Consider the following 13072-nt stretch of genomic DNA (forward strand, 5'->3'; position numbering starts at 1 on the left):
TTAGTATTTTGCTGCTGAAAGCTCCATTTTTAATTTATAAATCTTTTCTTCTTGAGATTTGATGTTTCTTCTCTTTTCTATTTTTGATTTTTCTGTGAGCTGGTCAATTTTCTTTTGTTGGGATTGAATTTGTTCTTGCTTTTCAGAGCTACCTCTAAACAGTTTGAATTTTTGAATTTCGCTCATTTCATTGCGAGCAAATCTAATTTCATTTTCGAGGTAATTCGTTTGGTTTATTCGTCTTAACTCCTTTTCAGCACTTGATATTTCCTTTGCTATTCTTTCAGAAGGTGCTAACTCAATAATATATTTTTTGCTGTGAACTAAATATTCATCAACATATACTTCAATACGATGTTCTCCTATCTTGTATGTGCATTTATCTGCATTACCCCAACCTGGTAACTCAATTGTTTTTGAATCATTCTTTATTTCTTTTGTAGTTGATTGAGAATATCCAATTGGTGAAATTTTTGAGTTTCGTTTGATACTACCATCAGGATTTATATACTTTAGGTAGAAGTTTACAGAAGTAGGACTTTCCACTTTTATATTGAGGTTTAATCCAATATACCTCACAAATTTAGTGTACAATGGATTGTTATCTGTATTAGTAATCTCGGATGATAAAATCTCAAAAGATAATTTTGGTGGTATCTTTTTGTATTTAGAAATTATGTTATTTATTGTTGAATTACTTGAAGAATGTTCTTTTAACCAATTTGTCAATTCAATAAATTCTGCTTTAAGTTGATGATTAGAACTGTCTTTAATCTTCTCTAAACTATTGTCATCCAAAACTGCATTTAGTAAATTATTTACCTCTTTCCAATTTATTGAATTCTTAATGTTGTCCTCAACAGCAGATTGATTTATAGATTTCATTCCTAATCTTATTTCAACGTCTGTTTCTTCTAATTCTTTAACCTGTCTTCTTATAGTTGCTTCATTTGTTTCATAAGCGTCTTTTACTGATTGTAATAATTCAACTGTTTGCAAAAGACTTTTGTCTTTCATTTCTTCGAGCGAAGCAAGACTATCTTTTGCTCGGTCTTTAGTTAGTTTACCAACAGCTATTCTATCTGCAATTTTTGTTAGCTTCTGTGCAGATTCAAGATAATTATCACTTGAATCATTTTCTTGACTTTCATTGAAATAATCAATTCCACATTGCATTATTTCATTTGCAAGCTGGTCTGCTATTGTTTTATATTTCAAGTCAGTTGTTCCAAGTAAAGATTGTAGAAGTACTAAATCGCTTTTACATTTTGTAGCTAAATTTAATCCGAATTGATAGGCTTTACTTTTGTTCTTGTTTCTTTTGTTTTTTGTGCTTTCAATTTGGCTTTCAATATTGTGTATTGGTTCTTCTGTAAACTTTTTTGAAAGATATTTCTGTGTTGAACCATTGCAATTACTGAACAATTGTAATGTTTCAGAGCTAGAATATTGGTTTTTGAATTGCGTCAGCAATTCATCAACCAATTTTTCTATTTGTTTTTCATTGTCAATCGTAAAGGTTTCATCAGCAACAGAATGAACGAAATTCTGGAAGTACTCGGATTCTATAAGTTTTATTTTGGCTTCAATTCCTTCTTTTATTTCATCTTGGGTTTGGCTTAAAAGTTTGTAAGTTCCCAAATTATTGAAAGCCGAGAAGTTTTTTGAATTCACTTCTTTATTTTGTGTTACTTTTTCCCAAATTTCAACCGCTTTTTCTTCGTCTCCATTTTTCAGGTATTCAATTGCGGTTTTGTCAAAAGGACTTCCATTTAAAAACCAAAACAGAGCGAAGTTTACTTTGTCTTGGTTTTGCTGAATGTGAGAAAAAGCTTGAGTTAAATTATCTTTATTTCGATTTAATAATTGCAGGCAATTATTAAAATCATAATCAGATTCAATTTCTTTTCCAACTTCAGCAAATTTTAGAAATCTGCTTTTGTTTCTTTGCAATTCTCTTTCAGTAGCATTAGATAGAATTCCTGCAATTCTAAAAGGGTTATTTTGGATTAGCTCCATATTTTTTCGGTTGGTTTTAAATTCCTAAAAATACAATTCATCTTTTTCTTTTATTACGGTTTTCCGTATTTTACTTGTTTTTTTCGAGCGTTGGCAAAAAACAGCTCTTTTGGTTTTTCAGCGTTGGCTTTCGTGTTGGCAAAAACCAAATGTGCTGTTTGTGCGGCTGGTTTCAGCTTGCTTACAACGGTTTCGTGTATGAGCAGTAGCGGATTTGAAAGTACAAACCTTTCAGTTTAGCACAAAGCTTATTAAAAGCACAGACCTTGATTTTACCACTTCACCCGCTATTGCTTATACACAACTTAAGTTTGATTCTCTATAAATTGATTGTATAAATCAGAAAGAACAAAAGAGAGAATTAAGGTTACTATACACGGTGAAGCTTTAGACTTCGACAACATTGATAATCCTCTCTCTTTTACTACTTAAATCACGTTCAGTTCTGTGAGACCTAGATCTCGTTTTCAAGTTGTTGTGAGCAGAAGTAGCCAGTTCTTTCATAAAACATTCGTTATGAATAAATATAAAGAAACTTTTGGAGTCGACATCAGTAAGGATGTCTTTGATGTACATGGTAGTAACATTGGTCACAGCCAGTATAAGAACGATGAAACGGGATTCAGGAAATACCTTAAGGAATTGCCCCAAGGTTCATTGGTGGTTATGGAAGCTACCGGTTATTATCATTATAGACTTGCACAGTTTCTTTACAAAAACGGAGTAATCGTTTCTGTTGTAAATCCATTGTCCATAAAGCGTTTCATACAAATGAAACTGGCCAAGGTAAAGACGGACAAAAGTGATGCAAAGGCTATTTGTGAATACGCTTTGTCCAATGATGTTCCACTCTACAATTCCTTGACGGATACCCAGAGTGAATGTTTACAGTTGTTCCGGTTATTGGACACCTATTTAAAACAACGTACCGCAACTAAGAACAAGATACATGGAGAAGCTGTTCTGGGTATTCCCTCAAAGTTTGTCCATCGTTCCTTGGTGCGTAACAAGAAGCAGCTTGATAAGGAGGTGATAGCCATCGAATCAAAAATCCTTTCCTTGGTAAAAGAAGACCAACAAGAGCAATTGACCTTAATCACCAGTATACCGGGAATAGGTCAAAAGACCGCATTGTTCTTGATAGTTGTGACGGATGGTTTTTCCAAGTTCGAGAATGCATCACAGCTCTGTAGTTATGTCGGAATTACCCCAACGATCAGAGAATCGGGGAGCAGCGTTAGAGGTCGTGCACGGATAAGCAAAGTGGGCAATAGAAAGCTACGTAATCTTTTGTTCCTATGTTCCTTTACCGCCTGCAAGCACAACAAGGCATGTAAGGAGGTATATGAGCGAATCGTGAACAAGGGGAAGAGCAAGAAACTGGCATTGATAGCTGTAGCCAACAAGCTTCTTAAACAGAGTTTTGCAATCGCCAGATCCGGATTGCCCTATGATGAGGGTTTTGTCTCTGTTCTGACTAGAAGGTAGAATGAAAGTAAATGATTTTTTTGACCATAATCCTTACCTATGGGTTGTGGTAGAGGATAACTATGTTTCAAATTTAATGCGGAAAAGAGTTGTTTTTTAGCTCAGTTCTTTGTTGTGCGTTCGCCCTTTATTTTCAGTCGGTTTAGTCAATTTTCAAAGGTAGGATTTTTTGGGGTAGGGAAGGCACTCTCTCTTGCAAGTTTTGGTCAAGCGTTGGCTGGTGCGACTTGCAAGAGTGTGTGCCTTTGGGGCGGATTAACTGGCACAGCAACTTAATTTTGATACGTCTTTTCCGAAAGTTATTGCTGCTAATTTTATACCTTCTCCCAAAGTCAAATAAGGGTAGAAACTGTCTGCTAAGTCTTTCACCATTATTCCGTATTTGATTGCCATACTTAATTGTTGTATGAGTTCTCCACCTTCGGGTGCGACTACTCTTGCACCTATAAGTTTGTCAGTTTCCGAGTTACGAATGAGTTTGATGAAACCCCTTGTGTCGTTGGCTGCTATGGCTCTCGGTACGTCTTTCAATTCCAATTTTGACACTTCAAACGGAATGCCTTTTGATTCTGCCTGTGCTTCATCTAAACCTGCCCCTGCAATTTGTGGGTCAGTAAACACCACCCAAGGTAAAGAAGAATAATCGGCTTTATTATCTGTTCCTGAGAACGCATTTTCAACGGCAATTTTACCTTCAAAAGCGGCTGTATAAACAAATGCAGGGGTGTTGGTTACGTCACCTGCTGCGTAAATGTTAGGTAGATTGGTTTCCATTTTTTCATTCACAGCGATATGTCCGCTTTTGGTGAGTTCCAAACCAATGTTATCTAACCCTAATTGGCTTGTATTGGCTTTTGTGCCTGTGGCAATTACTACCTTACCTTTTTCTATAATTTGCGTAAATGAACCGTCAGGACATTTACAGTGAATGATGGTTTCATTCGCTTGTTTCTCGAATTTCACGGCTCTGAAATTAGGTAAGATTTCAATGCCTTCTTTTCGCATTTGGGTTTCCAATGCTTCACTGATGTCTGGGGTTTGTGTCCGTAGAACACGGTCGGTAAATTCAATGATTCGGACTTTAACGCCTAAACGATTGTACGCCATTGCAATTTCCAAACCTATGTAACCTGCTCCCATAATGGTCAAGCTTTCGGGTTTTTCTTCCAAGTCGAAAAGGGAAACGTTGGTCAAGTAGTCAATTTTGTCCAATCCTTCAATAGTCGGAATGTTGGTCGTAGCTCCCGCAGCAATTAAAAATTTGAAGGCTTTGTATTCCTTGCCATCAACCAAAATGGTTTTGTTGTCTTTGAATTTTGCCCAACCTTTTAGCATAGTCAGGTTTTCAAAATCGCTTACCACATCCATATATTTTTTCTCTTGAAGTGTGGCTACTAATTTTTTCTTGTCTTTGATGATTTGAGCAAAATCAATATCAACGCCTTTTGGTCGGATGCCTTCAAAGTTGGAATGTGTAGCGTGATAAGCCGACTCGCCTGCACGAATAAGATTTTTAGAAGGCACACAACCCACGTTGACACAAGTACCGCCAAAGTCCAAACCACCGTTTACCATTAAGGTCGTTAAACCTAAACTTTCGGCTTTTATAGCTGCCGAAAATGCAGCCGAACCGCCACCGATAATGATTAAATCAAATTGATTATTCCTACTATTTCCATTTTCAGAAATTTCACTTTTTACACGATAGTTTTTTGTGCCGTTAATGGTATTGATGATTTCTTCTTTACTTGTTTTGGTAGGGTCAAAAGAACATTCACAAGTAGCTTTTGGGTAGCTCACATTGGCTTCTTTAACACCCTCATTTTGTGAAAGCATTTTTTTTATTCCTGTGGCACAATGGTCGCAGGTCATACCTGCAATTTCCAATTTTATTTTTTCTTCTTTCATCTTATTTTTTTAATTTATTTAGGACTATACTTAACAACATTTCATTCCTATGTTTTTAGGCTCAAAGAAATCCTCAAGCGTCAATATTTTTCCATCAGGATTATTTTTTAACCATTGTTTTGCTGTTCTTTCGCTTGCAAAAAATGAAACGTGATTACATAGCGACCCTTTAATATTGCAGGTGTCAACAGATTCTACCCAAGAAATAAATAAAGGATAAGGAGTTGTCCATAATAGCTGACCTCCGTTTATTTGTAATTCTATGAGAGAACTATCAATTGGGTCGGACGAATGAACATTGACTTCCACATCTAACCATTCAGCAAACAGAATGGCATCTACTACACACCATGTGTATAACATCTTACCATTTACAATAAAGCGATGTTTGGTAGGAACTGTAGATAGACCAGAAAATGCAATAATATTTCCTTGTACATCGGTTTCGCCCAGTTTATTCAAAATAGCGTCCGCTTTATCTTTGGACACTTTTATTAGTTTATAAAATCTGTTTTTAGATATAGAACTGCCTTGCATCAATTCTTGAAATATTCGTAAAATAAAATCGCTATTCTTTATCTTAAATTCAGAAAAAAGAATGTCGTTTAATTGACCGTCAATATATTTTCGTTGATTTTTCATAAGTTTTCTATTTGGGGTTTTACTGCAAACATGCTTTACTTCCTATAATATCGCCATCTGATGCACTCCAGATATAAGAAAGACCATCTCCTGTTGCTGTAGCTGTTACTTTTGTGGTTGCCCCAATCGCAATGGTGCTTTGTTCCGCACTCAAATCTGTGTAAGAAATGGTCGAAGTACCTGTTGGGGTGGAAGAATTAGTACCGGGAGTTGAAGAATTTGTTGGTTTTACTTCCGGTTCCTGTACTTCTTTATTACAACTAGCTACTATCATCCCGATAGTAACAATGCCTAAAATTAATTTTACAGTTTTCATATTATTTAGAATTTTCTTTAATGATTTCGGCTTTATAACCTGTTTTTTCAATTACTTTTATGATAGCTTCAGGATTTGTTTTGCTTGGGTCGTACTGGATAGTTGCCAAATCGCCCGGATATTCCACTTTGTGTTCAATAATGCCGTCCACTTCTTTGAGGGCATTTGAAATATGGTTGGAACAACCTGCACAAGTCATTCCCGTGATTTTCAGTTGCAGGGTCTTACCTTCTTGCTGTGTTGTATTTGCTGTTTGTGCTTTATTGTCAGTCGGTTTGCAACATTGAGCATTAAGCTGAGCAATTCCAATTAGGAACAAAGCACTCAATAGAATTAAATTCTTTTTCATAGTATAATTATTTAATTAAGTTCTTAAATACGAGGGGCAAAAAAATACTATTTCTTGCCAACCACTTTGTAACCTGTACCGTTGATGGCTTCTTCAATTTGAGCAAGACTCACTTTGGTTTGGTCAAATTCTACTTTGGCAGTCGCTTCTTCATAAATCGCATCTACCTTAACAATGCCTGGCAATTTGTTCACATCATTTTCTACGTGTGAAGCACAACCATTGCAAGTCATTCCTTTTACATCAAAAGTTACCGTTTGGATGTCAGAAGCATTGACGATTACAACTTCCTTGTTGTCGTTTGAAGGATAGAAAATGTGTGCATAGTTTGGAAAAGCGAGCATCAAGGCTGCAAACACGGTTACAATTCCCAAGAATGTTTTGGTCTGCATAAAGGGTTTTTTTTCGTCTTCTTCGCAATCACATTGGATTTCTTCGGCTGTTCGTGGTTTGAGTTTCTGATACCAAGCAAAGCCCAATACCAAAACGGTGATACCGATTAGATAAGGTCTTGCTGGTTCCATCCATGAAAAGGTAGATGCCACTCCTGAAGCTCCTGAAATAAGAGCCAATACAGGTGTAATGCAGCAAAGTGATGCTGCTACTGCCGAAAGCACACCCGCTCCGACAAGTCTGTTGTTTTTCTTGTTCATACTGTTTCCTTTTTTGAATTGTTTATGATGTGTTTAAAAAATGGACGAAGTAAAGTAAGTTGCTCCTGTTTCAAAGAGTAGAAAATGGTTTGTCCTTCTCTTCTACCTTCAATGACGTTTCCGTCTTTTAGTTTTCTGAGGTGTTGCGAAACGGCAGGGATGCTCATTCCGAGAATGTCTGAAAGGTCGCAAGGACAAAGTTCGTTTTCTTCTTCTAAGAGAAATAAGATTTTTAACCTTACTTCGTTTCCTGCCAATGCTAAAAGTCCACTCAGTTGACTGAATGCCTTGTCGTTGGTTTGAAGTATTTCTCTACAATTGTCTATTTGAACCTTGTCGGCAAACACACGGATACACGATTGATTGTTTTCCATAATTTCCTTGTTTAGGATTTAATAACGCAGCAAAAATACAAATAGTTTTCTTATTTAAGCAAATACTTAATTATAGTTTTTAACAATTCTTCTTTGTCAGCGGTGGGTGATTTAGCTCTTTTGGTTTTTTAGCGTTGGCTTTGAGTGTCGGAAAAACCAAATGTGCTAAATGTGCGGTGGGTTTTTAGGGTGACGCACAACGGTCTCGGCTATGATTTCGTTGCGGAAAAATCCGCAGGATTCTTTCCGCCGTAGCCGAAAGATAGCAAAAAAGCGTTGAATTCCGATTAGGAATTCAACCGCAATGAATTATAGCCATTGTGCCTGTTGCACAAGTTAAGAAAAAAACGGTCTTGATCATTGCCGTTCGGTAGATCGATCGTAACTTTAGGTATGCAGGGAAAAAAGGATTACCAGGAAAAACTGTTCGCACATTTCCAGTTGAGCGAGCGTATACCCGAGAACAATTTCTACAGGCGTTTGAAAGGGGCTTTGGACCTTGACTTTCTCTACCCTTTGACCAAGGGGTATTATGGCGAAAGCGGCCAGAAGAGCATCGACCCGGTGGTCTTCTTCAAACTGTGCCTTGTGGGCTATCTGGAGAACATTATCAGCGACCGCAAGCTGATCGACCATTGTTCGATGCGCTTGGACGTCCTTTACTTTATCGGCTACGATATCGACGAGGAGCTGCCATGGCATTCTACGATAAGCCGTACGCGCCAACTGTTCCCGGAAAGTGTGTTCGAGGAAGTCTTCACCAAGGTTTTGAGTATGTGCGCGGACAAGGGTATGGTCAGCGGGCATACCCAGGCGATCGACAGTGCGCCGGTAAAGGCGAACGCGAGCATGGATACCTTGGAACTGAAGGTACCGGAGGAAGAGCTGCAAGAACACCTGCGGAAGGTGCGGGTCCTTAGTTCGATGGATAAAGAAGTGCCCCACCGCAAGAGCAAGGGCGACAGGTCCGATAAAGGACAACGAAGTGTTACCGCCAACGCCAATGAGCTCTCCGCCATAAAGGGCCGCAACAAGAAGTGGGCGAAGGACCAGGACCAACGGCCGGGGGCCGGTAACAAGGGGGCCAAGTATACCAGTAACAAAACACATTACAGCCCCACGGACCCCGATGCGCGTATAAGCGTAAAACCGGGCAAGGCGAGAAAGCTGAACTACCTGGGCCAACTGAGCGTTGATACGGCCCACCACGTCATTACGGACATCAGGGCCTACCATGCGGACGGGAAGGACAACCAACACCTCCCGGACATCGTAAAGCGCGTAAAACGCAGGCTCTGGAAAGAAGGCCTGGTATGGGAGAACTGCGTAGCGGACACCGGTTACAGCAGTGGGGAGAACTACGCCTTTCTGGAAGCCCGGGGACTGAAGAGCTTCATCCCGCCCCATGGCACGTACAAGGGTGGTCCGGACGGGTTCACCTATAACAATACGGAAGATCATTATATCTGTCCACAGGGCAAGGTGATACCATTTACCAAAGTGTTTTTGGATTACCGCACCAAGACAAAGAAGAAGGAGTACCGCGCAAGAAAGCATGTCTGCCTTGGCTGTCCCTTACGGGCACGGTGCCTGGGCAAAAGCGCACAGGAAAAGAAGTTCACCGTTACCTATTACCGGGCCGAGTACGAAAGGAACATTGCCCGGGTCGAGGGCCCACAGGGCAGGTATATGAAGGGCAAACGGCAGAGCACGGTCGAGCCCGTTTTCGGCACCCTTACCCAGTTTATGGGGCTCAGGAAGATAAATACCATAGGATTGAAACAGGCCAACAAGGCGATGCACCTCTCGGCAATCGCGTACAACCTGAAAAAATACCTGAAATTCGACCAAAAACGTTCCATCCCGATAGCTATCGGGAGCGGGGCGGGGAAACTTGCTTTGTTATTTTTTATAAAAAACGGGTGCCAAGAACTTGAAAGAACACTTGTAGGGTTGCCCAAAAATCTAGATTGCCCGGTCGTCCTAAAAATAAAAAGCCCCTAAAAAGGGCTTAAAAGAGGTCTCTTTTTTGCTGTTCAAGGGCTTGCGCAACGGTTACCATTGTTGTAGTGCGTTTTTTTTCGTTAATATTCGGTTACAGAACTCCAATTCTCTCCTTTTTTTATCCTATGGATTTGTGTGTCCGAAACTCCGAAGCGTTTTGCAATCATATTGATTCTGTTCTTTTCGTTTTTCAACTGGCGTTTAATGATTTTCACTTTTCCCTCGTTTAGTTTTCCGATTTTTTTACCTCTTTTTTGCACAACTTTTTCCCAATTCGGATTGTTGAATTGATGAATTTCCTTTTCTCTTTTGGTTGCCCATTTTAAGTTTTCCACTCGATTGTCGGTTTTATCATAATTCAGATGAATGACATAAATTCCGTCGTTCTGTTCAAGAAAATGTTCTGCCACAAGTTTGTGCACGTATCTGCTGGTCGATTTTCCGTTCTGTTTTTGTTTGACTGATAAATTCTGATATCCGTTTATAAAGTATTCTTTAACCAAAAATTCCTTATCGGTTTTGCAGTTTATAATTCTGCCGTAATTTGAGATTTTGAACTTTTCATTTTCGGCAATTCCATCGTCAAATTCGACCTCTTTCCATTCTTCATTCCAATAGTTTCTTATCATCCTAAATGCTTTTCTCAAATGCACTACAACGGTCAAGTATAAAAGCAGTAGCGGATTTCAAGGCATTTACCTTTCCGACATCACAAAAGTTTGTTAGATGTACAGACCTTGAATTTACCACTTTACCCGCTATTGCTTTTATACAATGTTGTGGGTAGTACTTACTTTATATACCCATGTTCTAAGTTCAAAATTGAGTTTCTGTCATCAAACTGATTATTGAATATTTTATTGAAAGAGAAGGATAATCCTACTTGAAATCTATGTTGGCTTTTGCCTAACAAAGGAGTTAACTCACCTCTGTTTTCGTGATATCTGTATTGAACCAATAAATCAAAATTGTTGCCTATTCTGTAAAACATATTTGAAATAAGAACATACTGATTGGCTCCACCATTGATCTCAGGTAATGACTTGTAACCACCACCTAATGATATCTGATAATTAGGTCGTTCAAGTTTCCTGTTTAAATAACGAACCATTCCAAAAAATGATTGGCTTTTGCTCCTTGTATAATCATCATAACTCGTTATATCTGAAATACCATCAATCCCAAAATTTGTGATATTCAATACTTTGAAATCGACAAAATGAACAGGGTCCGGATGAATATTTAAAGCGACATAGCTGGCCAGATTACTTAAATAAGTGTTAGAACCCGGTGAATTCGGGTTTTCAATATCGAAGTTTACCGAACTTACCCCAATTTCTTTTATAATTTCCCTTTTCCAAACCTGACTTTCAGGTACTCTGTAAACTATTGAACCTCCAATTCCATTTAAAGAATAGTCATTCGGGTTACTGAAAGATTGATAATTTTCGCCATGTAAGGTTACATATAACCGATCCTTAAATATATGGGTGTACTCCAGAACATTTGCATATTGGTTGTCTTCTGTGTTAATGCCACTTGAGAATGGATTTAAAATATAATTAAACTGCATTACATCATCATCACGAAAAGTAGTAAACGAACCCAATGTTGTTTGGGTAGTTGTGCGCCCAATTGTGATTATATTCTTTTTATTTTCAACTCTCGCCATTATTTGATTGTAGAAAACCTGACCCAGTCCGGTATTGGCATCAGGAAAAGAAAATCCCAAAACCATTTGACCTCTCCATCCCTTATATAGTTTCTGTCTAGCACCAATCATAAAATAACTATCCGAAAAATCGGAAATCGTTCTCTCTCCTTCATTCAACACTGGAATGTTTAAGGATGGAATGCCTTTGTTTGAATAATAATTGCCTGTTGTAATGGTTTTAAAGCCAATTTCTATTTCAGGTAATAAATCTTCACCTCTTCCTTGACCATATCCTTGCATAAATATTAACCCAAGGAATACTATTGTTAATTGATATTTTTTCATTTCTTCTTTATTTATTGGTTATTATTCGTCTAAAGCAATTTTGGGTAGCTTGTCATCGCCCATTAGCATACTCTTCATATTTGAATTCATATTCATCCCTGTATTTTTATACATTGGGTTTCCAGAATACTTAGAGATAATCAATTCATCTTCAGGTAAATCTTCATAAACCAGAGCTAACAAATTTCCACCTGGGTACAGACCATTATTAGTCACTTTACGGGTGTCATGGTCATGAAATGTCCATATACCTCTATTGTTTCCTTCGATTATAATATCGTAAGTCTTTCCTGGTGTAAGGGGTACTGTGTTTCTTTTCCAAGGTTGTGGTATAGGAATACCATCATCAGCTACCATCCAAAAATCATGACCATGTAAGTGTAAATTATGTATTTCAGCACCAGCATTTATGAGTCGAACACGGATGTTTTCACCAGATTTAATGAAAAGATATGGTGTATCAGGATAAGATTTTCCATTTACTGTAAACCAATCAGCCTGTGGAATTCCTGCAGGTGCACGTCTGTTTAAAGCGTATGGTGGTTCCCATCCATTTTTAATAGATTCATTTAATTGGTCATGATTATTAAAGACTGCCCAACGTTCATGGTCAAATCTTCCTTTACTCATTAAATAAGAACGTTCATCCATGCGCTCCAACATTCTATTCATTTCTTGCCTGATAAAATTTACATCGTGGGCAGAATAAATTAATGTATATTCTCTCTCGTAAGGGAATTGCTTTTTAATTGTATCATTAGGGTCTTCAACTATTAAACTACCGAACATGCCAGCTTGCATATGTAAAACGGTTCCCCAATGACAATGATAAAAATGGGTCCCTATAGGTTTTGCTTCAAATTCATAAATAAATTCATTATTGGGCATTACACTTAGTTGTGTTACCATTGGTACTCCGTCCATACGCCAAGGCACATGCATTCCATGCCAATGAATGGTGTGATTTAATTTTGACTTATTCTTAAATTTAACCCTGACTTTATCACCATAATTCACTCTGATTTCTGGCCCAGGCACCATATCGTTAAATGCCAATGTGTGAAATGAGAAACCTGGTGCCGGTTCTTGTATTTTGACATCAACATAAAGTTCAAACTCTTTCCATTCTCCATCTTGTTTGAATGGTAAGGGTTGTGGAAATTTTGTCTTTAATAATTCTTTGCTCTCCTTAGCGAGCAGATTACCCGGGAAAAATATCATCCCTGCTGTGCTTAATGCACCTGTTGCAATGAAATCGCGTCTGTCCATAATTATTGTATTTATTAGTTCATAATGTAATTAATTGTTTCTTAATTTTTA

Annotated in this window: 11 protein-coding genes and 1 pseudogene; 2 read left to right on the forward strand and 10 right to left on the reverse strand. The window is 38.0% G+C overall.

The window, feature by feature from the left end; all coding sequences use genetic code 11:
- A complete protein-coding gene (locus CJ263_RS16215) occupies positions 1-2019 on the reverse strand; it encodes a hypothetical protein (protein ID WP_094998229.1) in 2019 nt (672 codons plus the stop codon).
- A gap of 516 nt (positions 2020-2535) precedes the next feature.
- On the opposite strand from CJ263_RS16215, the gene CJ263_RS16220 reads away from it, so the two are divergent.
- On the forward strand, positions 2536-3507 hold the full coding sequence (locus CJ263_RS16220) for an IS110 family RNA-guided transposase (protein ID WP_094996355.1): 972 nt from the start codon (positions 2536-2538) through the stop codon (positions 3505-3507).
- Positions 3508-3762: 255 nt separating this feature from the next.
- Here CJ263_RS16220 and merA read toward each other — a convergent pair whose 3' ends face one another.
- From merA to CJ263_RS16250, 6 genes are read right to left on the reverse strand one after another with little or no spacing between them, the layout of a single operon-like run.
- Entirely contained in the window at positions 3763-5415 is a 1653-nt protein-coding gene (merA, locus tag CJ263_RS16225) for a mercury(II) reductase (RefSeq protein ID WP_094998230.1), read from the reverse strand.
- A gap of 30 nt (positions 5416-5445) precedes the next feature.
- Positions 5446-6057, reverse strand: a complete 612-nt coding sequence (gene merB, locus CJ263_RS16230) for an organomercurial lyase (protein WP_002978232.1) — start codon at positions 6055-6057, stop codon at positions 5446-5448.
- 19 nt (positions 6058-6076) lie between these two features.
- Positions 6077-6373, reverse strand: a complete 297-nt coding sequence (locus CJ263_RS16235) for a hypothetical protein (protein WP_002978236.1) — start codon at positions 6371-6373, stop codon at positions 6077-6079.
- A 1-nt stretch (position 6374) separates the two neighbouring features.
- Positions 6375-6722 carry a heavy-metal-associated domain-containing protein gene (locus CJ263_RS16240; RefSeq protein ID WP_094998231.1) on the reverse strand — a complete coding sequence of 116 codons (348 nt, stop codon included), beginning with the start codon at positions 6720-6722 and terminating at the stop codon, positions 6375-6377.
- Between the two features lie 47 nt (positions 6723-6769).
- Positions 6770-7375 carry a mercuric transport protein MerTP gene (merTP, locus tag CJ263_RS16245; RefSeq protein ID WP_034736775.1) on the reverse strand — a complete coding sequence of 202 codons (606 nt, stop codon included), beginning with the start codon at positions 7373-7375 and terminating at the stop codon, positions 6770-6772.
- The gene (locus CJ263_RS16250; RefSeq protein WP_027375684.1) at positions 7372-7749 is read right to left on the reverse strand and encodes an ArsR/SmtB family transcription factor; all 378 of its coding nucleotides are present in this window, start codon (positions 7747-7749) and stop codon (positions 7372-7374) included. The genes merTP and CJ263_RS16250 overlap by 4 nt, the downstream gene beginning before the upstream one ends.
- A 393-nt stretch (positions 7750-8142) precedes the next feature.
- Here CJ263_RS16250 and CJ263_RS16255 point away from each other — a divergent pair.
- Positions 8143-9603: pseudogene (locus CJ263_RS16255) on the forward strand (IS1182 family transposase); the annotation flags it as partial.
- A gap of 230 nt (positions 9604-9833) precedes the next feature.
- Here the strand turns inward: CJ263_RS16255 and CJ263_RS16260 are convergent.
- From CJ263_RS16260 to CJ263_RS16270, 3 genes are all read right to left on the reverse strand, one after another.
- Positions 9834-10382, reverse strand: a complete 549-nt coding sequence (locus CJ263_RS16260; protein WP_094998232.1) for an HNH endonuclease — start codon at positions 10380-10382, stop codon at positions 9834-9836.
- 161 nt (positions 10383-10543) lie between these two features.
- Positions 10544-11752, reverse strand: coding sequence for a hypothetical protein (locus CJ263_RS16265; protein ID WP_094998233.1), 1209 nt, complete (start codon positions 11750-11752; stop codon positions 10544-10546).
- Positions 11753-11773: 21 nt separating this feature from the next.
- Complete coding sequence (locus tag CJ263_RS16270) at positions 11774-13021, reverse strand: multicopper oxidase family protein (RefSeq protein ID WP_094998234.1); 1248 nt, start codon at positions 13019-13021, stop codon at positions 11774-11776.
- Positions 13022-13072: the final 51 nt, after the last annotated feature.

It is taken from the genome of Maribacter cobaltidurans (assembly GCF_002269385.1).
Lineage (GTDB): Bacteria > Bacteroidota > Bacteroidia > Flavobacteriales > Flavobacteriaceae > Maribacter > Maribacter cobaltidurans.